This window comes from Streptomyces longisporus (genome assembly GCF_039532765.1).
Classification (GTDB): domain Bacteria; phylum Actinomycetota; class Actinomycetes; order Streptomycetales; family Streptomycetaceae; genus Streptomyces; species Streptomyces longisporus.
This window is the reverse complement of record NZ_BAAASG010000011.1, coordinates 129,489-151,461: the sequence shown is the minus strand read 5'-3', so window position 1 is coordinate 151,461 and position 21,973 is coordinate 129,489. Positions and strand designations below refer to the sequence as shown.

General features: G+C 70.6%; 20 protein-coding genes and 2 tRNA genes. 19 read left to right on the top strand and 3 right to left on the bottom strand.

The features are described 5' to 3' along the window. The first annotated feature begins 128 nt into the window (after window positions 1–128). The 6 genes from ABD355_RS23150 to ABD355_RS23125 all read left to right on the top strand — a co-directional run bounded on the left by ABD355_RS23150 (window position 129) and on the right by ABD355_RS23125 (window position 7,360). On the top strand, window positions 129–1,349 hold the full coding sequence (locus ABD355_RS23150; RefSeq protein ID WP_344402471.1) for a glycosyltransferase family 2 protein: 1,221 nt from the start codon (window positions 129–131) through the stop codon (window positions 1,347–1,349). 155 nt (window positions 1,350–1,504) lie between these two features. Beyond that, window positions 1,505–2,611 (top strand): glutamate 5-kinase, encoded by a 1,107-nt coding sequence (gene proB, locus ABD355_RS23145; RefSeq protein ID WP_115908201.1) that lies wholly within the window; start codon window positions 1,505–1,507, stop codon window positions 2,609–2,611. A gap of 1,019 nt (window positions 2,612–3,630) precedes the next feature. Further along, a complete protein-coding gene (locus tag ABD355_RS23140; protein ID WP_115908202.1) occupies window positions 3,631–4,083 on the top strand; it encodes a hypothetical protein in 453 nt (150 codons plus the stop codon). Window positions 4,084–4,211: 128 nt separating this feature from the next. Further along, window positions 4,212–5,498 carry a glutamate-5-semialdehyde dehydrogenase gene (locus tag ABD355_RS23135; RefSeq protein ID WP_344402470.1) on the top strand — a complete coding sequence of 429 codons (1,287 nt, stop codon included), beginning with the start codon at window positions 4,212–4,214 and terminating at the stop codon, window positions 5,496–5,498. Between the two features lie 106 nt (window positions 5,499–5,604). Continuing rightward, window positions 5,605–6,174, top strand: coding sequence for an SCO2584 family spore wall biosynthesis protein (locus ABD355_RS23130; protein WP_344402469.1), 570 nt, complete (start codon window positions 5,605–5,607; stop codon window positions 6,172–6,174). 112 nt (window positions 6,175–6,286) lie between these two features. Further along, complete coding sequence (locus ABD355_RS23125; protein WP_344402468.1) at window positions 6,287–7,360, top strand: SCO2583 family membrane protein; 1,074 nt, start codon at window positions 6,287–6,289, stop codon at window positions 7,358–7,360. A gap of 46 nt (window positions 7,361–7,406) precedes the next feature. On the opposite strand, the gene ABD355_RS23120 is transcribed toward ABD355_RS23125, so the two are convergent. Next, window positions 7,407–8,522, bottom strand: coding sequence for a M48 family metallopeptidase (locus ABD355_RS23120; protein WP_344402467.1), 1,116 nt, complete (start codon window positions 8,520–8,522; stop codon window positions 7,407–7,409). Window positions 8,523–8,647: 125 nt separating this feature from the next. On the opposite strand from ABD355_RS23120, the gene ABD355_RS23115 reads away from it, so the two are divergent. From ABD355_RS23115 to ABD355_RS23070, 10 genes are all read left to right on the top strand, one after another. After that, the gene (locus ABD355_RS23115; RefSeq protein WP_344402465.1) at window positions 8,648–8,809 is read left to right on the top strand and encodes a hypothetical protein; all 162 of its coding nucleotides are present in this window, start codon (window positions 8,648–8,650) and stop codon (window positions 8,807–8,809) included. Window positions 8,810–8,916: 107 nt separating this feature from the next. After that, window positions 8,917–9,081 carry a hypothetical protein gene (locus ABD355_RS23110; protein ID WP_099928839.1) on the top strand — a complete coding sequence of 55 codons (165 nt, stop codon included), beginning with the start codon at window positions 8,917–8,919 and terminating at the stop codon, window positions 9,079–9,081. A 79-nt stretch (window positions 9,082–9,160) separates the two neighbouring features. Continuing rightward, entirely contained in the window at window positions 9,161–9,847 is a 687-nt protein-coding gene (gene nadD, locus ABD355_RS23105; protein WP_344402464.1) for a nicotinate-nucleotide adenylyltransferase, read from the top strand. Window positions 9,848–9,863: 16 nt separating this feature from the next. Beyond that, window positions 9,864–11,576, top strand: coding sequence for an LCP family protein (locus ABD355_RS23100; RefSeq protein WP_344402463.1), 1,713 nt, complete (start codon window positions 9,864–9,866; stop codon window positions 11,574–11,576). Window positions 11,577–11,677: 101 nt separating this feature from the next. After that, window positions 11,678–12,121, top strand: a complete 444-nt coding sequence (rsfS, locus tag ABD355_RS23095) for a ribosome silencing factor (RefSeq protein ID WP_344402461.1) — start codon at window positions 11,678–11,680, stop codon at window positions 12,119–12,121. After that, complete coding sequence (locus tag ABD355_RS23090) at window positions 12,121–12,792, top strand: histidine phosphatase family protein (RefSeq protein ID WP_344402460.1); 672 nt, start codon at window positions 12,121–12,123, stop codon at window positions 12,790–12,792. The genes rsfS and ABD355_RS23090 overlap by 1 nt, the downstream gene beginning before the upstream one ends. Before the next feature lie 88 nt (window positions 12,793–12,880). Then, window positions 12,881–12,953: transfer RNA gene (locus tag ABD355_RS23085), tRNA-Ala, on the top strand. A 207-nt stretch (window positions 12,954–13,160) separates the two neighbouring features. Next, complete coding sequence (locus tag ABD355_RS23080) at window positions 13,161–13,334, top strand: hypothetical protein (RefSeq protein ID WP_344402459.1); 174 nt, start codon at window positions 13,161–13,163, stop codon at window positions 13,332–13,334. Window positions 13,335–13,337: 3 nt separating this feature from the next. Further along, window positions 13,338–13,571 carry a hypothetical protein gene (locus ABD355_RS23075; RefSeq protein ID WP_003976229.1) on the top strand — a complete coding sequence of 78 codons (234 nt, stop codon included), beginning with the start codon at window positions 13,338–13,340 and terminating at the stop codon, window positions 13,569–13,571. Window positions 13,572–13,676: 105 nt separating this feature from the next. Next, a tRNA-Ala gene (locus ABD355_RS23070) sits at window positions 13,677–13,749 on the top strand. A gap of 109 nt (window positions 13,750–13,858) precedes the next feature. On the opposite strand, the gene ABD355_RS23065 is transcribed toward ABD355_RS23070, so the two are convergent. Both ABD355_RS23065 and ABD355_RS23060 read right to left on the bottom strand, forming a co-directional pair. Further along, window positions 13,859–15,472, bottom strand: coding sequence for an NADH-ubiquinone oxidoreductase-F iron-sulfur binding region domain-containing protein (locus tag ABD355_RS23065; protein ID WP_344402458.1), 1,614 nt, complete (start codon window positions 15,470–15,472; stop codon window positions 13,859–13,861). After that, window positions 15,469–16,764: a ferric reductase-like transmembrane domain-containing protein gene (locus ABD355_RS23060; protein WP_344402457.1), complete on the bottom strand. Its 1,296-nt coding sequence runs from the start codon at window positions 16,762–16,764 to the stop codon at window positions 15,469–15,471. The genes ABD355_RS23065 and ABD355_RS23060 overlap by 4 nt, the downstream gene beginning before the upstream one ends. A gap of 419 nt (window positions 16,765–17,183) precedes the next feature. On the opposite strand from ABD355_RS23060, the gene leuS reads away from it, so the two are divergent. From leuS to ABD355_RS23045, 3 genes are all read left to right on the top strand, one after another. Further along, window positions 17,184–20,066, top strand: a complete 2,883-nt coding sequence (gene leuS, locus ABD355_RS23055) for a leucine--tRNA ligase (RefSeq protein ID WP_344402456.1) — start codon at window positions 17,184–17,186, stop codon at window positions 20,064–20,066. Window positions 20,067–20,210: 144 nt separating this feature from the next. After that, window positions 20,211–20,945 carry a hypothetical protein gene (locus tag ABD355_RS23050; RefSeq protein WP_344402455.1) on the top strand — a complete coding sequence of 245 codons (735 nt, stop codon included), beginning with the start codon at window positions 20,211–20,213 and terminating at the stop codon, window positions 20,943–20,945. 72 nt (window positions 20,946–21,017) lie between these two features. Beyond that, window positions 21,018–21,863 (top strand): DegV family protein, encoded by an 846-nt coding sequence (locus ABD355_RS23045; RefSeq protein ID WP_344402454.1) that lies wholly within the window; start codon window positions 21,018–21,020, stop codon window positions 21,861–21,863. Window positions 21,864–21,973 lie beyond the last annotated feature (110 nt).

Sequence of the window (21,973 nt, the reverse complement as noted above, 5' to 3'; positions counted from 1 at the left end):
GTCAGTTCGCCATGTGAACCGGGTCACTAAAAGCCGACCATAGGGCAACCGCCTGCTCGGACCGGCCGTCTTTCCAGGTAGCGAATGAGGCGATACGGGGTAAATGTCCCGTTGGCGAGGGAGAAACAGTGACCGTGACGCAGCCTGATGTGAGCGTCGTCATCGGTGCGTACGAAGCGATGCCGTACCTGGTCGAGTGCCTGGCGTCCGTCGAGGCGCAGACCATCGACCCGGAGCGCATCGAGGTCATCGCGGTCGACGACGGCTCCACCGACGGGTCGGGGGAGTGTCTGGAGGAGTTCGCCGCCCGCGCGGCGATGTCGGTCACGGTGATCCGGCAGGACAACTCCGGCGGCCCCAGCGGCCCGCGCAACGTCGGCCTGGGCAAGGCCGCCGGTCGCTATGTCTTCTTTCTCGACGCCGACGACCGGCTCGGTCCCGAGGCCCTGGAGCGCATGGTTGCCATGGCCGACCGCAACGGGACGGACGTGGTGCTCGGCCGCGTCGAGGGCATCAACCGCAAGCCGCCGGGGTCGATGTGGGGCAAGACCCTCGGCCGCACCGACGTCTACTCGTCCAACATCAAGTTCACGCTGAGCGCGCAGAAGCTGTTCCGCCGTGAGCTCCTGGAGCGGCACGGCATGCGCTTCGACGAGTCCCTGTGGACCGGCGAGGACGCCCTGTTCACGATGGAGGCGTATCTGCGGGCGAACGGAGTCTCCGTGCTCGCCGACTACACCTGCTACTACCTGGTGGGCCGCGAGGACGGCAAGCACGTCACCAAGAGCGGGGGCTACACCCTGCGCTTCGACTCCGCGCGTGCCCTCATGAACCTGATCGCCGAACTCGTCCCCGCCGGGGACAGGCGCGACATGCTCCTGGTCCGCCCCTTCCTGATCACGCTGCTGCCGCAGTTCGGCCCGAAGTACCTCACGGACAGCGAGAAGGTACGGCGGCACAAGTTCGAGCTGGCGAAGCCGCTGATGGAGGAGTTCTGGAGCGAGGGCGTCGCACGCCGCCTCAAGGTCGAGGAGCGGCTGCGACTGCACCTGGTCGCCGAGCAGCGGCCCGAACTCCTCGTGCCCGTCGTGCAGTTCGTGAAGGCGAAGAAGCAGGCGGCGCCCGTACTGGAGAAGAAGGGCCGGGAGGTCTACCTCGCCTACCCGTACTTCCGTGACGCGACGGCCGCGATACCCGACTCCGTCTACCTCGCCGCACCCCGCGAGGCCCGGGCCGTCGAGGGCTACCGCGAACACTCCGCCGCCTCCGTCCTGAAGCGGGCGGTGCGCAAGGCAGGCCGGGTGATCAAGGCGCGGGCGGGCGCGGGCGGAACTGCGGCGGCGGCCTGACGGCCGGGCCGCGCCCCGAAGCCCCTTCGGGGCGACCTTCTGTCCGGGGACCGGACCGGCGCGCGGGATGCGGTCCCCTTCGCGTAGATTGCCGGGCGGGGGAGCCTGAGCGTGCGAGGGGACGGAAGAACAAGGTGGCAGGGGCAAGGCAGGCCGTGAGCGAGGCCCGCAGGATCGTCGTCAAGGTGGGTTCCTCGTCGCTGACCACCGCGTCGGGCGGCCTGGACGCCGACCGGGTCGACGCACTCGTCGACGTCCTGGCCAAGAGCCGCAGCGGCGGGGAGAAGGAGATCGTCCTGGTCTCCTCAGGCGCCATCGCCGCGGGGCTCGCGCCGCTGGGGCTGCGCCGCCGCCCCAAGGACCTCGCGCGTCAGCAGGCCGCTGCCAGCGTCGGCCAGGGCCTGCTGGTCGCCCGCTACACCGCCTCCTTCGCCCGCTACGGCGTCCGGGTCGGCCAGGTACTGCTCACCTCCGACGACATGAGCCGGCGGGCCCACCACCGCAACGCCTCCCGCACCCTCGACAAGCTGCTCGCGATGGGCGCGTTCCCGATCGTCAACGAGAACGACACTGTCGCCACCGACGAGATCCGCTTCGGTGACAACGACCGGCTCGCCGCCCTCGTCGCCCACCTCGTCCATGCCGACCTGCTGGTGCTGTTGTCCGATGTCGACGGCGTGTACGACGGCGATCCGAGCAAGCCGGGCACCTCGCGGATAGCCGAGGTGCGCGGGCCCGAGGATCTCGCACACGTCGAGATCGGCAGTGCGGGCAAGGCCGGCGTCGGCACCGGCGGCATGGTCACCAAGGTCGAGGCGGCCCGGATCGCGGCGGCCGCCGGTATCCCCGTCGTCCTGACCAGCGCGATCCACGCGGCCGAGGCCCTGCACGGTGGTGACACGGGCACCTACTTCCACCCCGCCGGCAAGCGCTCCGCCGACCGGCTGCTGTGGCTGCAGCACGCCTCCACCCCGCAGGGCTCCCTCACGCTGGACGACGGGGCGGTACGGGCGGTCGTCGAGCGGCGCAAGTCCCTGCTGCCGGCCGGGATCGCCGCGGTGGAGGGCGAGTTCGTCGCCGGGGACCCGGTGGAACTGCGGGATGCCGAAGGCCGCGCGGTGGCCCGCGGCCTCGTGAACTTCGACGCCAAGGAACTCCCCCAACTCCTCGGCCGCTCCACCCGTGAACTGGCCCGCGAACTGGGCCCGGCCTACGAACGCGAGGTCATCCACCGGGACGACTTGGTACTCCTGCACCCCTGACACCTGCCAGGCATCGCTCATCACCGCGGGACCTGCCTTACCTGTCCCAGGCTGCCGCGTCTCGGGGGCAGCCCCTGGGGCTCGGGCGTTGGGGCTGAGGCCGGGCTGCCACGTCCTGCGGGGCCCCGGGCCTGGTTGCCGGGTCTTCGTGGCGCGGTTCTCGGGCGGGCTGCTGGGTCTGTGGGGCCTGGTCCCAGGGTCGGGCGCCGTGTCTGTGGGGCGCGGGCTCTGGGTCTGGTTGCCTGGTCTTCGTGGTGTGGTGGGCGGGGTGGGTTGCTGGGTCTGTGGGGCCGTGGTCCATGGGTCGGCGGGGGCCTGTCCTGGGGCTGGGCTCCCGTGTCTGTGAGGCCGTAGCCCGTGGGTCGGCGGAGGCCTGTCCTGGGGCCGGGCTCCCGTGTCTGTGGGGCCTGGTCCTAGGGTCGGGCGCTGTGTCTGTGGGGCGCGGGCTCTGGGTCTGGTTGCCTGGTCTTCGTGGTGTGGTGGGCGGGGTGGGTTGTTGGGTTTGTGGGGCCGTGGTCCATGGGTCGGCGGGGGCCTGTCCTAGGGCCGGGCTCCGGCGTCTCTGGGGCCTGCTTCTACGGTCGGGTGCCGTGTCTGTGGGGCGCAGGCCCTGGGCCTGGTTGCCCGGTCTCTGTGGCGTGGTACGCGGGGTGGGGCTGACTGCGCCTCGCCGGGGCCCGGCTGCCGCGTCTCCGGGGCGCGTGGTCCCTGAGGCTGGCTGTGTCTTTGGGAGGCATCCGGGCCGCCCGGCTGGTGTGTCTCCTGCGGATGGCCCCGCCCTCCGGGCGTTTCACCGCGTCCCCGGCAGGCAGCTAGTTCCGGTGCGGCGGTATGTCTCTCGCGGGCGCCCCCGGCTCCAGCCGAAAACGGGGGGAACGCCCCGCAAATCGGCGCGTCCTGAGGTGGACGTTCCGCAAAACCGCCCCATGAGCCCTTGCGGCCTGCTCAACTTTGTCTCAGGGATACATTCCGCACGTCCGCCAGTCGATCACTGCGTGAAGGAGGCCGTCGTGAGACGAGTGCGCCCTGGGGCGGCGGCGTCCCGTGACGGCGCCCCCTCCCGCGCGGCCGGCGAGGAGCGCGCCCTGACCAGCGTCGCGGCCGGCGACCGGTACGAGGAGCCCGCCGACCTGCCGCGCCTGTGGCACGTCACCCTCAGTGTCTCCGGCGAGGAGGCCCCCCTGAAGGAGGTGCGGCGCGGCCTCGAGCAGCTCGCCCACGACCACCCCTTTCTGCTGACCAGCCGGTACGCGGGCGACCACGCGGAGATCCGCTACTGGGAGGAGGCCCGCGACCTGCACGACGCGGCCGCCGTCGCCCTGCGCCTGTGGGGCGAGCACCGCCAGACCGCCAAGCTGCCGCCCTGGGAGATCGTCGGTCTGGAGGTCATCGACCGCGAGACCTACCACCAGCGGATAGCGGAGGGCTACGGCCCGGCGCCCGCAACCCCTGTCGGCGTACACCCCTTTTGATCCGACCACGGACCGTAACCATTGATGGGGGACTGCGAGAGCGGCGCCGGTTTAGGTGCAAAAGGGCGTGTGTCTCGGGGTTTGGAATGCTTGCTGAACGGGCCCGCCCGGCGCACTACCCTTCCCTCATGACCACGCTTTCGCCGTACGACTCCATGTCCCCGGTCAACCGGGCCGCCTACCGCGCCAAGGCCGCCGCCGCCGACCTCGCCCCGCTGCCGCGCGCGGTCAAGGACGACGCGCTGGCCGCCATCGCGGACGCCCTGGAGGTCCGTACGAGCGAGATCGTCGAGGCCAACGCCAAGGACATCGCCAAGGCCCGCGAGGCCGGCACCAGCGAGGCCATCATCGACCGGCTGACGCTCACCCCGGAGCGGGTGCGCGCCATCGCCTCCGACGTGCGTGACGTCGTCGCCCTGCCCGACCCGGTCGGCGAGGTGGTCCGCGGCTCGACCCTCCCGAACGGCATCGACCTGCGCCAGGTCCGCGTCCCGCTCGGCGTGGTCGGCATCATCTACGAGGCCCGCCCGAACGTCACCGTCGACGCCGCCGCCCTCTGCCTGAAGTCCGGAAACGCGGTCCTGCTGCGCGGCTCGGCCTCCGCCTACGAGTCCAACACCGCCCTCGTCCGGGTCATCCGGGACGCCGTCGGCGGCGCCGGACTGCCCGCCGACGCCGTCCAGCTCGTGCCCGGGGAGTCCCGCGAGAGCGTGCGCGAGCTGATGCGGGCCCGGGGCCTGGTCGACGTCCTGATCCCGCGCGGCGGCGCCTCCCTCATCCAGACCGTCGTGACGGAGTCGATCGTCCCCGTCATCGAGACCGGCACCGGCAACTGCCACGTCTACGTCGACGCGGACGCCGACCTCGACATGGCGATCGACATCCTGATCAACTCCAAGGCCCAGCGGGTCAGCGTGTGCAACGCCGCCGAGACCCTCCTGGTCCACCAGGACATCGCCCCGGAGTTCCTGCCGCGCGCCCTGGACGCCCTCGCCGAGGCCGGCGTGACCGTGCACGCCGACCCGCGGGTGCTGGCGTACGCGAAGGACTCCAAGGCGACCGTCGTCGAGGCCACGCCGGAGGACTGGGACACCGAGTACCTCTCCTACGACATCGCCGCCGCCGTCGTCGACTCCCTGGACAAGGCCGTCGAGCACATCCGGCTGTGGACCTCCGGTCACACCGAGGCGATCGTGACGACCTCGCAGCAGGCCGCCCGCCGCTTCACCCAGCTCGTCGACTCCACCACCGTCGCCGTGAACGCCTCCACCCGCTTCACCGACGGCGGTCAGTTCGGCTTCGGCGCGGAGATCGGCATCTCCACACAGAAGCTGCACGCGCGCGGCCCGATGGGGCTGCCGGAGCTGACGAGCACGAAGTACATCGTCACCGGCGACGGGCACATCCGGCGCTGAGACCGCGCCCTCCCGGGCGGCTGTGCCGCACGAGAGGTGTCTCACAAGGCGGATGAATTTCCATACCGTCTGCCCAAATTGACCCCCCAGGTCTACTCTGGATCCCGTGCCGGAGGACGTGGGGGGCACGCCGTTCCCTGACGGCTGGGAGCCCGACGACGACCACGACCGCGGGGTGTCGGACGAAGAGTTCGCCTCCGTGGTCTTCGACGAGGCCTTCGTACGGGCGGCCGTGGTGCACGAGCCGACCGCCGTCGAACGCCTCCTTGCCGCCGCCCAGGCGAGAGCGGAGGCCTCCGAGGCGGAAGCGCGCCGGGCCCACGCCAGGGGCGAGCGGTACGAGGAGGGATACGAACCCTCCGGTTTCGGCCATGATCCCGACCTGGACGACCTGGACGACACGGACATCCTGGAAGGCCGCTACGGCGCCCCGGGGTCGTACGGAAAACAGGTCCGCTGGCACCGCCCGGTCGCCTGGATGCTCGCCCTCGTGATGGGCATAGGCATGGTCGCGCTGGCCTTCACCGCGGTCTACCGTGGTGCCTCCTCGGGCAGCCGGGACCAGGGACCGCCGCCGCCCGCCTCGACCGGCCTGGAACAGGGCAGCGCGGCACCGCCCTCCGCCTCCGCCGACAACTCTCAGCCAGCCCTCTCGGTCATCCCGCCGACCCCCTGAACGGCGGCCCGAGCGCCCCCTTCGCGCTCACTTTCGAACCTGGTGAGAACCTGTCAGAAGTTGTCGTGTACCAGGGCGTTTACCGGGGCTTCCGGAGACCTACCCTGAATATATGGGAGGGCCTGGAGACCCACCTGAGGGGACACCCGAGGGCGCCCCCGGCGGTGGAGGAGAGGACGAATACCGATCCGTCGTCTTCGACGAGTCGTTCGTCCGCGCTGCCCGCCTCCAGGAGTTCTCCGCGCAGGAGCGCATGGCCGACCACGCGCCCGCCGTACGCCGCCGCCCGCCGCTGCGCAGAGGCCTGTCCCGGCAGGCGCTGATCCTGGTCCTGCTGATAGCGGTCGCCTTCGGCACCGCCATCTACATGGGGGTACGGCACCCCTACCAGAGCGCCACCGCCCGGCAGCCCGTCGAGCCCCTGCGGATGACCGTCATACCCCTCTCCCCACAGGGCAAGGTGCCGGGCGCGACCGATCCCGAGTTCCTGTACGCGCACAGCCCGGCCGCGCAGTTCCGCGTCGGCGCCGAGGGCATACCGCTGCCCGCCGTGCGGCGCACCGCGCACTTCTCGGACAGCCAGGTGGTGGCCGCCCTGACCACCGCCAAGGACTACATAGTCCGTTCCTCGCTCGACCCCGATGTGCTCAGCAGCCAGGACGTCCGCGCCGCGCGCGTCCTGCTCGACGGCAGCCAACTCGACCAGTTCGACCAGAGTTTCGAGCACCCGACGGCCGACGGCCGTCACCAGCCCACCGGATGGCTGGTTCGCTTCGACCAGACCCGCGCCCAGCTCGCCGACGGCAGGATCCGGGTCCAGGGCACACTGCAGGCCACCGAGACCGACTCGGCCACTCTCGAGGTCACCGCGGACCACACCTTCGTCTACGCGCTGAAGCCGACCGGCGCCGACGCCAAGGCCCCGGCCTCCCTCTTCACCGTCCGGCGCGAGCTGCACTTCCGCTTCGACCGCGACGACCTGCGCCTGCACCAGGCCCAGCTGGTCGTCTCCTACGTCCAGGCCGGCCCGCTGTCCTGCGCCGAGGACTCGACGAACCACTTCCACCCGCTGCTGGCCGGACAGACCGCCAAGGCGGGCGGCCCCGCGGGCACCGACCCCTACGCCACGGGCGGCGCCACCGCTCTGTGCGGCTCCCTGGCCCCCGGCGCGCAGCCCAGCGTATGAGCGACCGGCGGGGCGCCGCCGTCCCCGCCGACCTGGAACCGTCGGATCAGTCCTCGTCCCGCCGCGGGGCGTCCGTGGGCGGCTCGTCCTGCGGCGGCCGCTCCTGCGAGGGAGCCGAGCCGGTGAAGCCGTCGAAGCCGCGCCGCATCCGCCCGCCGATGCCCCCGGCCCCGCCGGCGATGTCGCTGACCAGCTTCATCAGCGGGTCCTTGGAGCTCTTCACATTGCTCGCGTAGCTCGCCGCGGACTCCCGGAACGAGTCCGAGACCGAGGTGTCCTTGTCCTCGGTGCGCCGCGGGTAGTGGCCGTCCATGATCCGCTGGTAGTCCCGGGACTCGGACCACTTCTTCAGCTCGGCCGCCCGGATGGTGGTGAACGGGTGCGAGCGCGGCAGCAGGTTCAGGATCTTCAGCACGGAGTCGCGCAGATCGCCGCCCGCCTCGTACTCCTCGGCCTGCTCGAGGAAGGCGTCCACGTTCATCTCGTGCAGATGGTTGCCGCCCGCGATCTTCATCAGGCCACGCATCGAGGCCTCCAGGTCCTGCCCGGCGAGCAGTCCCGCCCGGTCCGCGGACAGCTCCGACTTGCGGAACCACTCGCGCAGTGCCGTCACGATCGCCATGATCGCGATGGTGCCCAGCGGGATCCAGGCGACCCGGACCGCCAGCTGGGTCAGGAACAGCAGGATCGTGCGGTACACCGCGTGCCCGGACAGGGCGTGGCCCACCTCGTGGCCGATGACCGCCCGCATCTCCTCCTCGTCGAGCAGCTCGACGAGCCCGGTGGTGACGACGATGATCGGCTGATCCAGGCCGATGCACATCGCGTTCGGCTGCGGGTCCTGGTTGACGTACATCGGCGGGACCTTCTCCAGGTCCAGGATGTAACAGGCGTCCCGCAGCATGTCGTTGAGGTGCGCGAACTGCTGGTCCGAGACGCGCACCGAGTCGGACAGGAACAGCAGCCTGAGACTGCGCTCGGGCAGCAGCCCGCTGAGCGCCTTGAAGACCGTGTCGAAGCCGCTCAGCTTGCGCAGCGCCACCAGCGCGCTGCGGTCGGCCGGGTGCTCGTACGCACGCGAGGAGATCCCGGGGAAACGCCTGCGCTGCCTGCTCGGTACGTTCTCGTGTCCGTTGTGCTCGTGGTGGCCGTCGTCGGACATGTTCTCCCCCATGTGCGTGTAGTGGCCCTTTGCGGACCCTTGTGCGGCCCTTTGCGCCCCCGAAGCGAGCCCCAGCCTAGGCGGAGTTACCGTGGACGGGCACTACACCGAAGGAGTCCAAAACCATGGAGCACACCCCTGCGGCCGCCTGGCTCGCCGAGGCCGCGAGCGCCGCCCCCCACCAAGGGCCGGGGAATCTGCTCCGGGTCGTACTGATCGTGATGATGGTGGGTTGTGCGCTGACCGGGTGGTTCCTGTTGCGGGGCTACAAGCAGAAGGACGACTGACGACGGCACCGGGTTCCCCGACAGCGGAGTCGGGGTGATCGCCGCGCAGGCCCCCGCTTACCATGGGCCGACGTCTTTATCCCGCCCACCGGATAGGTCCTGCCGAGATGAGCTTCCACAGCGCCGCAGCCCAGTTGGTCACCCTTGCCGCCGAGGGCGAGGAGCACGGCGGCAACCACGAGAGCCTCAGCCCCTACGTCACCGGTGGCAGCGCGCTGTTCATCCTGCTGCTCCTGCTGTGGATCACCACCCGTTTCAACCGCGACCGCTGAGGCGCCCGGTGCCCATAGCGGGGCACCTCGGGCATCCTCGGGCCGGTGCCCTCAGGCCGGGCCGGTAGGGTCTGCACGCATGGGAGAGCAGGACATGCCTACCGGTCCGGCGAAGGACGCGACGAACGGCACGGAACCCCGCCCGGTGAGCGGCCCCGGCAACGGGCCGTCGAACCCGGGCAAGCGCCGCCTGGGCGTCATGGGCGGTACGTTCGACCCGATCCACCACGGGCACCTCGTGGCGGCCAGTGAGGTCGCCGCGCAGTTCCATCTGGACGAGGTGGTGTTCGTCCCGACCGGACAGCCGTGGCAGAAGACCCACCGCCATGTCTCCCCGGCCGAGGACCGCTATCTGATGACGGTCATCGCGACCGCCGAGAACCCGCAGTTCTCGGTGAGCCGTATCGACATCGACCGCGGCGGCCCCACCTACACCGTCGACACCCTGCGCGACCTGCGCGCGCTCAACCCCGACACGGACCTGTTCTTCATCACCGGCGCCGACGCCCTCGCCCAGCTGCTGACCTGGCGGGACACCGCGGAGCTGTTCTCCCTCGCGCACTTCATCGGGTGCACCCGCCCCGGCCACCACCTGACCGACCACGGTCTCCCGGAGGGCGGTGTCTCCCTCGTGGAGGTTCCCGCGCTGGCCATCTCGTCCACCGAGTGCCGCGCGAGAGTCGCCAAGGGAGACCCCATCTGGTACATGGTGCCGGACGGAGTCGTGCGCTACATCGACAAGCGCGAGCTGTACCGCGGCGAGTGAGCCGAGAGGGGCACCGGTGAACGACCGATACGACGCGGGCTACGGCGGCGACCACGAGGACCCGTACGAACTCGTCGGCTACGACGAGTACGGCCGGCCCGTCTACCGGCAGACCGCGCCGGGGCAGACGGCTCCCCAGCAGCCGTACGACCCCTACGGGCAGCAGCAGGGTTACGGGTACGACCCGTACGCCACCGGCCGTCAGCAGCCGGTCCCGCAGCAGTACGACCCCTACGGCACCGGCCAGCAGCCGCCCGTGCCCTCCTACGACCCCTACGGCACCGGTTCGCACCCGAGCGGCGCGCCCGGGGCGCCGTACGACCCCTACGGGCAGGCCGCGGCGAGCGGTCAGCAGCCCCGTGTCGTCGCCGAGCAGACCGCCTACATCCCGCAGCAGGCCGGCCCGGCGGAGCCCGCCCCGGGCGAGAAGGCTCCGCCCCGGCCCGAACGGGACTACCACACCGAGCAGTTCGCCTTCGTCGAAGACCCGGACGCCGAGTCCGAGGACGTCATCGACTGGCTGAACTTCACCGAGAACCGCACCGAGCGCCGCGAGGAGGCCAAGCGCCGCGCCCGCAGCCGCATGATCGCCCTCGTCGTCGTCCTGGCGCTGGTCGCGGTCGGCGGTGTCGGCTACCTCTGGTACGCCGGGAAGCTGCCGGGCCTGTCGTCGCCCGGCTCCAAGAAGGGCGGCACCACGACGGCCGCGGGCGCCCAGAACCGCGACGTGATCGTCGTCCACCTGCACAACACCAAGAAGGGCGGCACCTCCACGGCGCTGCTCGTCGACAACACCACCACCAAGCAGGGCACCACCGTCCTGCTGCCCAACTCCCTCGCCCTGACCGACGACAACGGCAACACCTCCACGCTCGCCAAGTCGGTCGAGGACGACGGCTCCTCCGGCACCCGCGACGCCCTCAACACGGTCCTCGGCACCAACATCGAGGGCACCTGGCGGCTGGACACCCCCTACCTGCAGAACCTCGTCGACCTCGTCGGCAACATCGACCTCGACACCAACGCCGACGTACCCGACCCGGACGCCACGAAGAAGGGCAGCGCGCCCCTCGTCCACCAGGGCAAGGACCAGACCCTCAGCGGCAAGATGGCCGTCGCCTACGCCACCTACCGCGGCTCCGGCGAGGCCCAGAACGCCCAGCTGGAGCGGTTCGGCCAGGTCATGCAGGCCACGCTGCGCAAGCTGTCCTCCGACCCCACGGAGGCGACCACCACCGTGCAGACTCTGGCGCAGATCCTGGACCCCTCCCTGACCGACAAGGACCTCGGCACCTTCCTCGCCAAGCTCGCCGACCTCGCCAAGGGCGGCGACTACAAGACCGCCCTGCTGCCCGTCCAGAACGACGGCACGCTGAGCGAGCAGGCGAGCGCCAGTGTGGTCAAGGACGTCCTCGGCGGCAGCGCGAAGAGCCCCGACCAGGGCTCCGGGGTCCGGGTCTCCGTGCAGAACGCCAGCGGTGTGAAGGACAACACAGAAAAGGCCCGCGTGGTCCTCCTCAACGGCGGCTTCACCTTCCTGGAGGGCGGCACCGCCCCGGCCTCGGCCACGTCCAAGGTCGTCTACACCGACGCCGCCGACAAGGAGAACGCCGCCGAGGTCGCCAAGACCCTGGGCCTGCCCGCCGCCTCGGTCACCAAGGGCCAGGCCACCGGCAACGCGAACGTCTCGGTGATCCTCGGCCGGGACTACAAGCCGTCCTCGTCCTAGCCGGCCCGAGCCGCCCCACGTGATCCCTTAATCACGTGGGGTGCTGTCGGCGGTCCGTGAGACCCTTGGTGTCAAGTGACCGCCGACCGGAAAGCCACGTAGTGACCGCCACTGACCGCTCTCTCGAGCTCATCACCACCGCCGCCCAGGCGGCCGCCGACAAGCTCGCGCACGACATCATCGCCTACGACGTCAGCGACGTCCTGTCGATCACGGACGCCTTCCTGCTGGCCTCCGCACCCAACGACCGCCAGGTCAAGTCGATCGTCGACGAGATCGAGGAGCGGCTCAACAAGGAGCTCGGCGCCAAGCCGGTGCGCCGCGAGGGCGACCGCGAGGCCCGCTGGGTCCTGCTCGACTACGTCGACATCGTCGTTCACGTCCAGCACAGCGAGGAGCGCGTCTTCTACGCCCTGGAGCGGCTGTGGAAGGACTGCCCCGAGCTGGAGCTGCCCGCCGACGCCAAGGCCACCCGCGGCAAGGCCGAGGAGCACGCCAAGCTGCAGGCTGCCGAGGAGGCGGCCGACCTGGGCGGTGAGTGGTGATGAGCGCCACCGGTGAGGTGTCCGCGGGCCGGGCGGGCCGCGGCCGCCGCGTCATCCTGTGGCGCCACGGCCAGACCTCCTGGAACGTGGAGCGCCGCTTCCAGGGCAGCACGGACGTCGCGCTCACCGAAGCGGGCCTCGCCCAGGCCCGCCGCGCCGCCCGGCTGCTCGTCTCCCTCAAGCCGGACGCGATCGTCGCCTCCGACCTGCAGCGCGCCGCGCACACCGCGGCCGAGCTCGCCGCGCTCACCGGCCTGGACGTCACCCACGAGGAGGGCCTGCGCGAGACCTACGCGGGCGTCTGGCAGGGGCTGACGCACGAGGAGATCATCGAGCGGTACGGCGAGGAGTACGCCGCGTGGAAGCGCGGTGAGCCGGTCCGTCGCGGTGGTGGCGAACTGGAGACCGAGGTGGCCGAGCGCGCCGCCCCCGTGGTGCTGCGGCACGCCGAGAAGCTGCCCGACGAGGGCACCCTCGTCGTGGTCAGCCACGGAGGGACGATCCGCACCACCATCGGACGCCTCCTGGGTCTGGAGGCCCGCCACTGGGAGAGCCTGGGCGGTCTGTCCAACTGCTGCTGGTCCGTCCTCGGCGAGGGCGCCCGTGGCTGGCGCCTGCTGGAGCACAACGCCGGCACGCTCCCGGAGCCGGTGCTCGGCGACGACGACTGACGCCCGGCGGTCCGCCCACCCGGATTTCACTTTCCGGCAGGTCGCAGGCTAGAGTTCTACTCGTTCGCCCCGCCAAGCGGGGGGATGAGGGGCTATAGCTCAGTTGGTAGAGCGCCTGCATGGCATGCAGGAGGTCAGGAGTTCAATTCTCCTTAGCTCCACAGATCGCTTGACGAAGATCCCGTCCCCGCAGGGGGCGGGTTTTTTCGTGTTCCGGCAACGGCTTGAGTCACTTCGGCCCCGCAGGCGTATACCTCTGCGAAGGCGCCGTGTCCGGACTGGTACTGAGGCGTCGCTGACCGTATTGGTCCGGCCGTGGCAGAATCAAACGGCCGGAAGGGGGCGCGGCCCGACGGGAGGGAGCAGTGATGCCTGCGAGCATCCTCGAGGAGGTCGGCCACCTCCTCGAAGCGGCGTCGACACGGGACACGGTCACCCGTCTGAGCTGCCCTTCCTGCGGTTCCCTCCACGTCGCCCAGGTTCTCGGCGACAACGGCGGAATCTCCTACGTGTGCACGGCCTGCGGCCACAGCTGGAGCTGATCGATGGGTGCACACAGGCGAAAGTGCGACTGGTGCGGCAGCGGTACGCCGATCGTCCGCGACATGGAGCCGGTCAACCCGGACTACCAGTACTGGTGCGAGGAGTGCGCGCGGGCGCTGATCATAAAGGGCGACCCGATCGAGACGTACCGCGAGCTGGAGGGCGAGCCGATCTACGGCCGCCTGCTCGAGGAACACTGCACGCTCAAGCGGTTCTACTCCTTCGTCACCGCTTGACGCCGTCGGCCCTGCCCGGGGCCGACGGAAACGATTTGGTGTTCCACCCGGTGGACCGTGTAATGTTGGCGTCGCCGCCGGGGGAAAGCCCGGAGGACCAAGCAAGGGGCTATAGCTCAGTTGGTAGAGCGCCTGCATGGCATGCAGGAGGTCAGGAGTTCAATTCTCCTTAGCTCCACAACCAAGATCCCGCCGGATCGTTTCGATCCGGCGGGATCTTCGTGTTTTCGGGGGCAGTTGTGCGAGAGGGGGGCCGCCCAGTGGGCGGCCCCCCTCCTGACGTCGGCTCAGCGGCCCAGTGCGCGCCGCCCGCGGCCCTGCGAGAGGACCGGCAGGTTGCGGGAGGGCGCCCGGTCCCTCGGCGTCTCCTCCTCGATGCGCAGGGCCAGCGCGGGGCAACGGCGCACTGCGCGCAGGGCCTTGGCCTCGGCGTAGCGCGGCACCTGTGCCTGGGCGACGGTCGGGAAGCCGTCGGCGCCGAGCTCGAACACCTCCGGGAGGATGTCCGCGCACAGACCGTGGCCCCGGCACAGGGTCCAGTCGACGTAGATCTTCTGACGGCTGGGGCCGTTCTCCACGGGCTCGCCGCCGCCCGGGATGCCCGTAGGCATCTGGCCGCCCTCAAAGAGCGGCAGAACGCCCTCCACGGGCCGTCCGCAGCCGTTTCCGAGGACATGCGCCGCCAGGTCGTCGGTGAACGCCTTGATGGTCGACTCCAGGAACATCGCGGAGCCGTCCGGGTGCGAGCACGCGCCGCGCCGCTTCACGTTCTTGGCGACCTGCTTGAGCGCCTCCAGAGCGGCCGGGCCGCCGCCGTTGAGGATGTCGGCCATACCGCGCGCGGCGGCCGGCAGACCGAGGTAGCAGGGACCGCACTGGCCCGCGCTCTCCTCGGCCAGCCACTGCGCCACGCGCAGCGACTCGCCCAGCGGGCAGGTCTCCTGACTGATCGGCAGGATCGCGCCGGCACCCAGCGCACCGCCCACCGCGTCCAGGGAGTTGCGGGAGACGATCGCCTCGTTGACCGTCGCCGCGTCGATCCACTTGCCGTGGTAGCCCCCGGTCAGCACGCCCTGGGGCACCGGCGGGGCGCCGGCGAGCTGGAGGACGTAGCGCAGCGGGACGCCCGTGGGGACCTCGATCACCATGGGGCGGGCGACCGCGCCGGAGACCGTCAGCATGACGGTGCCCGGCTCGTCGTACAGACCGGTGTTGCCGTAGCGCTCCGGACCGATGCGGGCCGCGATCGCCAGCTGGGCGAAGGTCTCCGCGTTCGACAGCAGGGTCGGTGCGCCGCCGACGCCGTTCTGGGAGGCGCTGACCTTGCGGCCGGGCGGGATCGCCGGGCCGCCGTCGATGGACCGGATCAGCGAGGCCGCCGCTCCGGTCACCATCCGGATGGGATTGCGCTGCACGCGCGCGCGTAGAACCGATCGGCGGCCGTTGTTCAGGCCGCGTTCGGCGAGCGCGGCCTCCATCGAGCGCTGTGTCGACTCACGGGTGACCCCCACCACGAGCGTGCGGGCACCCAGCGCCTCAGCGACCAGCAGAGCGCCGTCCAGGATGAGGTGCGGGGCACGGTTGATCAGCACCGTGTCCTTGCGGCAGGCCGGCTCGTCCTCGCTTCCGTTGACGACGACGACCGGCCGTACACCGCGCTTGATCGCCGCTTCGGCGACCGAGCGCAGCTTCTTGTGGAAGGGGAAGCCCGCGCCGCCGCGGCCCTTCAGGTTGATGTTCTCGGCGAGCTTCGCGAGCTGCTCGCCGCCGAGCGGTTCGAGCGGCCCGTGCACCTTGAGGTGCATGGGCAGATCGAGTCTTTCGACAAGGTCGAAGCCAGACGTGAGCTGCGGAAGTCCGACCACGCGGACTTCTGGGACGTCGGGCAGGGCCTCGTTCACCTATAGCCTCCGGAAGGCGTGTTCCAAGGTTCGCCCGAACCCGGTGCGTCGAACGAGGCACCGGGCGATGGTTCATTGGCGGGACCGCTGTTGTACGTGTCGTTCGGGTTGTACGCGCCGTAGAGGGTGTTCGTCTCACCGGTGTCGTACATGTCACTTCCGCCGTACCCGGCGGTGCCCGGATTGCCATAGGCCGGGATGGTGTATCCGGTGTCCTGCAGCGGGTCGTACGCCGACGGGGGCGCCTCGCCGACCGGCGGCGGCGAGGGGACCGGCCAGCTGCCCGAGGTGCTGCCGTCCATGCGCGGGATCGACTCCGTGGGCTGCATGTCCATGGGCAGGTCCATGCGGGCGGTCTGGTCGGCGTAGGGCTGCTGGCCGCGCTGGGGCGTGACCGCGCGGTAGGCGGCCGCGAAGCCGTTGGCGGGCTCCGGGGTCATGGTGCGGGCGGCGGGGGCGTCGTAGTAGGGCGCCGCGGGCGTGGTCATCGTGTCGGCGGGGGACGGCTTCGGCGCCCGCGCGTTCTCGTAGCCCGGCAGTGCGGAGGAGGTCTCGCCGACCCGTGCGCGGCTCGCTTCGAGCTCCTCGGCGCGGGACTGGCCCGGCTCGTTGCCCAGGAGGGCGGCCAGCCGGTCGGCGACCCGGCGCTTGAACGGCCGGGGAGCCGCCCGCAGGGCGAGCGCGGCGGCCACCGCGACCAGGCACAGCTCGTAGGAGATCATGAAGAACGGCTTTGCCGCGCGGCCCGCGAACAGGCCGTGGACCAGCGCCGAGCACCAGGCCGGGTAGGCCAGGGCGTGCATGGCGCGCCAGCGCGCCGCGACCGGCGCCGGGGAGGCGAACTGGTTGCGCAGGGCACCGGTGATGCCCACGAAGATCATGAGCAGTCCGGCCAGCGAGCCGAGGCCGATGAGACCCGCGCTGCCCTTGACGCCGAGGCTGAAGGGGATCAGTGCGGCGATCAGCACCGTGTGGTCCAGCGCCAGCTTGACGGTGATGTGCACCAGCAGGAACGCGATCGAGCCGACGGCCGTCACCCGGTGGATGCCCTGGGCGATGATCCGCTGGCGCGTGTTCAGGATGAGCCGGTCCTGGGCCACCAGCCCCCAGATCACCGAGCAGGTGAGGCAGACGAGCGAGAGGACGCCCGCACCGAAGTTCAGGAACTGTTGCAGCCACCCGCCTCCGAGCAGCACGACGACGGGTATGAGCAGCAGTACGACAGCCGACGCCACCCCATAGGCCGACCGGCCCGGTTTGGGGAGCGAGGTGTTACTACGACGAGGGTTCATGGGGGCAACTCCGAAGCAGTTCGGGAAGGCGGTCCCGCTGCCGAACTCTAAGTGGCTCCATACCGATCGGTACGAGGTTTGAGTTATTGCGTTGTTATCTAAGGACAAGGCGCTCGTTGCGATGTCCCGGTAGTGGGCGTTACGCGAAGTAACTTTTGACCTTGGTTCAGCTTTTGTCGGGTGATGACAGTGGTGCCAAGGAGCCATACGGAAGCGCGTCGCATCGTGCTCAAGCGCTGCGGTACCCTAACCGCATGCGTGCCGTACGCCTTCTGCTTAGCGGGCCGCGCTGATCAGTCCCGACCTCCGGGCGAATCGGATGGTCGGAATCGGCGCGGCGTCCCCTCCTGTGCGAGGGGATTTTTCGTTTCTCGAACGACACCGCTGCTGGCAGAGACGATCGATGGAGCTTAAGGATCATGAGCGAGACGAACCCCGCTGCCGCCGCCGAGGCGGCAGCGCCGCACCGCTACACGGCCGCCGTCGCGGCCGAGATCGAGGCACGCTGGCAGGACTTCTGGGACGCCGAGGGCACGTACGCGGCGCCGAACCCCAAGGGCGACCTGGCCGGTGACCCCGCGGTCGTCGCCCGGCCCAAGAAGTTCATCATGGACATGTTCCCGTACCCCTCGGGTGCGGGCCTGCACGTCGGCCACCCCCTGGGGTACATCGCCACCGACGTCTTCGCGCGCTTCCAGCGCATGACCGGCCACAACGTCCTGCACACCCTGGGCTTCGACGCCTTCGGCCTGCCCGCGGAGCAGTACGCCGTGCAGACCGGCACGCACCCGCGGGTGTCCACCGAGGCCAACATCGAGAACATGAAGGCCCAGCTGCGCCGGCTGGGTCTGGGCCACGACAAGCGCCGGTCGTTCGCCACGATCGACCCGGACTACTACAAGTGGACCCAGTGGATCTTCCTGCAGATCTTCAACTCCTGGTACGACGGCGAGGCGAACAAGGCCCGCCCGATCTCCGAGCTGATCGCCCAGTTCGAGACCGGTGAGCGCGCCGTACCGGGACACACGCGCGCGTGGCACGAACTGAGCGCCACGGAGCGTGCCGACGTCCTGAGCGAGTTCCGCCTGGCGTACGCCTCCGACGCACCGGTCAACTGGTGCCCCGGCCTGGGTACCGTGCTGGCCAACGAGGAGGTCACCGCCGACGGCCGCTCCGAGCGCGGAAACTTCCCCGTCTTCAAGGCCAAGCTGCGCCAGTGGAACATGCGCATCACCGCCTACGCCGACCGGCTGCTGGACGACCTGGAGGCGCTGGACTGGCCCGAGGCCATCAAGCTGCAGCAGCGCAACTGGATCGGCCGCTCCGAGGGCGCCCGCGTCGACTTCCCGATCGACGGCGAGCGCATCACGGTCTTCACCACGCGCCCGGACACCCTGTTCGGCGCCACCTACATGGTGCTGGCCCCCGAGCACCCGCTGGTCGAGAAGTTCACCCCGGCCGCCTGGCCCGAGGGCACCCACGAGGTGTGGACCGGCGGTCACGCCACCCCCGCCGAGGCCGTCGCCGACTACCGCGCCCAGGCCGCCTCCAAGTCCGACGTGGAGCGGCAGGCCGAGGCCAAGGACAAGACCGGCGTCTTCATCGGCGCGTACGCGACCAACCCGGTCAACGGCGAGCAGGTCCCGGTCTTCATCGCCGACTACGTCCTGATGGGCTACGGCACCGGCGCGATCATGGCCGTACCGGCGCACGACAGCCGTGACTTCGAGTTCGCGCGCGCCTTCGAGCTGCCGATCAACTGCGTCGTCGAGCCGACCGACGGCCGCGGCACGGACACGTCCACCTGGGACGAGGCCTTCGACTCCTACGACGCGAAGATCGTCAACTCCGCCGGCGAGGGCGTCTGTCTGGACGGCCTGGGCGTCGTGGAGGCCAAGGCGCGCATCACCGAGTGGCTGGCGCGCGAGGGGATCGGCGAGGGCACCGTCAACTTCCGGCTGCGGGACTGGCTGTTCAGCCGCCAGCGCTACTGGGGCGAGCCCTTCCCGATCGTCTACGACGAGGACGGCATCGCCCACGCGCTGCCCGAGTCGATGCTGCCGCTGGAGCTGCCGGAGGTCGAGGACTACTCGCCGCGCACCTTCGACCCGGACGACGCGAACACGTCCCCGGAGACCCCGCTGTCCCGCAACGAGGACTGGGTCAACGTCACGCTGGACCTGGGCGACGGCCCGAAGCGGTACCGCCGCGAGACCAACACCATGCCCAACTGGGCCGGTTCCTGCTGGTACGAGCTGCGCTACCTGGACCCGCACAACAGCGAGCAGCTGGTCGACCCGGAGATCGAGCAGTACTGGATGGGCCCGCGCGAGGGCCAGCCGCACGGCGGCGTCGACCTGTACGTGGGCGGCGCCGAGCATGCCGTGCTGCACCTGCTGTACGCCCGCTTCTGGTCCAAGGTGCTGTACGACCTGGGGCACGTCTCCTCCGCGGAGCCGTTCCACAAGCTGTTCAACCAGGGCATGATCCAGGCCTACGTCTACCGCGACAGCCGTGGCATCGCGGTGCCGGCCGCCGAGGTGGAGGAGCGCGACGGCGCCTACTACTACCAGGGCGAGAAGGTCTCCCGGCTGCTGGGCAAGATGGGCAAGTCCCTGAAGAACGCGGTCACTCCGGACGAGATCGCCGCCGAGTACGGCGCCGACACACTGCGCCTGTACGAGATGGCGATGGGCCCGCTGGACGTGTCGCGGCCGTGGGACACGCGCGCGGTGGTGGGCCAGTTCCGGTTGCTGCAGCGGCTGTGGCGCAACGTCGTCGACGAGACGACCGGCGAGGTCACCGTCGTCGACGTCGAGGACGCCGACATCGACGTGGAGACGCTGCGCGCCCTGCACAAGGCGATCGACGGCGTGCGCCAGGACCTGGAGGGCCTGCGCTTCAACACCGCCATCGCCAAGATCACCGAGCTCAACAACCACCTGACCAAGGCGGGCGGCCCGGTGCCGCGCTCCGTCGCCGAGGCCCTGGTGCTGCTGGTGGCCCCGCTGGCCCCGCACATCGCCGAGGAGCTGTGGCGCAAGCTGGGCCACACCGACTCGGTGGTCCACCAGGACCTGCCGGTCGCCGACCCCGCGTACGTGGTCGACGAGTCCGTGACCTGCGTGGTGCAGATCAAGGGCAAGGTCAAGGCGCGGCTGGAGGTCTCGCCTGCCATCTCCGAGGAGGAGCTGGAGAAAGTCGCGCTGGCCGACGAGAAGGTCGTCGCCGCGCTGGACGGCGCCGGGATCCGCAAGGTGATCGTGCGGGCGCCGAAGCTGGTCAACATCGTTCCGGCGTAGGCGCCGCGGACGGCAGGGGCGTGAGCGCCTCGGGGTAGTCCCCTACGGGCAGGTTCGGGGTTCTTCTGGAACTCCGGGCCTGCCCGCCTCGTTTACCGTGGAAGAGCGACGCGGGGTGTGTCGCGACCGGTCGGAGGAGGAGCGGTGGAAGCAGTGATCGCAGTGTTCGCCCTGCTCTTCGTGCTCTTCCTGGGACTCGGCGCCTACGCCACGGTGAAGGCCGTCGGCGCCGCCAAGCGCAGCGTGGACCGCACGATCAGCCAGGCCCGCCGCACCGTCGAGGACCACACCCTGCGAGCCAAGTCCTTCGCCCAGCCCGGAGCGGCGGGTGAGCTTGCCCAACTGCGGCTGAAGCTGCGCACATCCATGCGCGCCACGCAGGACGCGCTGCACGCGCGCGCGGCCGAGGACGAGTCCCTCAAGGAGTCCCTGGGCCTTTTCGAACGCCTCAGCGTGCATGCGCACGAACTGGACGGCGATCTCAAGCGCCTGGAGGCCGAGCCGGACCGCGCGACGCTCGCCGAGCGGCTGCCCGCCCTGCGGGAGCGCACCGAGCGCATCGTGCAGTCGGCGGACGCACTGCGCTGGGCGGCCCGCGACCGCGCCCGCCGCTTCGCCGACGACGACCTGGACTCGCTGAGCGCGCAGATAGACGTCGAGGCGGGAGCCCTGCGGCACTGGACGAAGGCGGAGCCGGCGTCGCCCCCGCCACCGTGGCCCGAGGCCCCCGCCGCCGATGCCGAGGCATCCCGGCAGAACTGGCCCGACGGATCCCGGTCCCGCACCGCCGAGGAGCCGGCGCGGCCCGCCATCACCCCGCCGGCACAGCGCCCCGCCTACCCCTGGCAGAAGAAACCCCGCCCCGAGAGCACTACTTGATCCGGTCAAGGGCAGACCAGGTGAGAGGGGCCGGGCTGCCGTCCGGGCGCTACGGCAGGTAACCTCCAGCTCATGTCCCGCCATGTCGCGATCGTCACCGATTCAACGGCCTACCTGCCGCCCCGGACGATGGAGCGCCACGGCATCACAGCGGTGCCCCTGACCGTGGTCCTCGGCGACCAGGCACTGGACGAGGGCACCGAGATCTCGACGCGTTCCCTGGCCCAGGCGCTGCAGAAGCGGCGCCCCGTCACCACCTCGCGGCCCAGCCCCGAGCTCTTCGCCGAGACCTACCGCAAGGTCGCCGAGTCCGGCGCCACCGGCATCGTCTCCCTCCACCTCTCCGCCGAACTGTCCGGCACGTACGACGCGGCGGTCCTCGCGGCGCGTGAGGCGCCGGTGCCGGTGCGGGTGGTGGACACCGGGGCGGTCGCGATGGCGCTCGGGTTCTGCACGCTCGCCGCAGCCGAGGCTGCGGAGGCGGGCGGCACGGTGGACGAGGCCGTCACGGCCGCGGAGAAGCGGGCCTCGGGCACATCCGCCTACTTCTACGTCGACACCCTCGACTATCTGCGCCGCGGTGGCCGGATCGGCGCCGCGCAGGCGCTGCTGGGCTCGGCGCTCGCCGTGAAGCCGCTGCTGCAGCTGGACGGCGGCCGTATCGAACTCCTGGAGAAGGTCCGTACGGCGTCGAGGGCGATCGCGCGCCTGGAGGAGATCGCGGCGGACCGCGCCGGCAGCTCCCAGGTCGACATCGCCGTCCACCATCTCGCCGCCCCCGAGCGGGCGTCGGCCCTCGCGGACCGGCTCAGGGCGCGGGTGTCCGGGCTGGCCGACCTGCATGTGAGTGAGGTGGGGGCGGTGATCGGGGCGCACACCGGGCCCGGGCTGCTGGGGGTCGTGGTCTCGCCGCGGTGACGGCTCCGCGCCCCTGCGCCCTCACCCGTGTGAGGGGTGAAGTTATCCACAACTGGTGGGTAATCCCCCGGAATTGAGCAAGATCATCGCGAGAGCGGCGGAGTGCCCCA

Coding starts and splice junctions, on each gene's coding strand:
- ABD355_RS23135 (WP_344402470.1), top strand. CDS start 4,212: ATGACCACGCTTTCGCCGTACGACTCCATGTCCCCGGTCAACCGGGCC.
- ABD355_RS23125 (WP_344402468.1), top strand. CDS start 6,287: ATGGGAGGGCCTGGAGACCCACCTGAGGGGACACCCGAGGGCGCCCCC.
- ABD355_RS23120 (WP_344402467.1), bottom strand. CDS start 8,522: ATGTCCGACGACGGCCACCACGAGCACAACGGACACGAGAACGTACCG.
- ABD355_RS23115 (WP_344402465.1), top strand. CDS start 8,648: ATGGAGCACACCCCTGCGGCCGCCTGGCTCGCCGAGGCCGCGAGCGCC.
- ABD355_RS23110 (WP_099928839.1), top strand. CDS start 8,917: ATGAGCTTCCACAGCGCCGCAGCCCAGTTGGTCACCCTTGCCGCCGAG.
- nadD (WP_344402464.1), top strand. CDS start 9,161: ATGGGAGAGCAGGACATGCCTACCGGTCCGGCGAAGGACGCGACGAAC.
- ABD355_RS23090 (WP_344402460.1), top strand. CDS start 12,121: ATGAGCGCCACCGGTGAGGTGTCCGCGGGCCGGGCGGGCCGCGGCCGC.
- ABD355_RS23080 (WP_344402459.1), top strand. CDS start 13,161: ATGCCTGCGAGCATCCTCGAGGAGGTCGGCCACCTCCTCGAAGCGGCG.
- ABD355_RS23075 (WP_003976229.1), top strand. CDS start 13,338: ATGGGTGCACACAGGCGAAAGTGCGACTGGTGCGGCAGCGGTACGCCG.
- ABD355_RS23060 (WP_344402457.1), bottom strand. CDS start 16,764: ATGAACCCTCGTCGTAGTAACACCTCGCTCCCCAAACCGGGCCGGTCG.
- leuS (WP_344402456.1), top strand. CDS start 17,184: ATGAGCGAGACGAACCCCGCTGCCGCCGCCGAGGCGGCAGCGCCGCAC.
- ABD355_RS23045 (WP_344402454.1), top strand. CDS start 21,018: ATGTCCCGCCATGTCGCGATCGTCACCGATTCAACGGCCTACCTGCCG.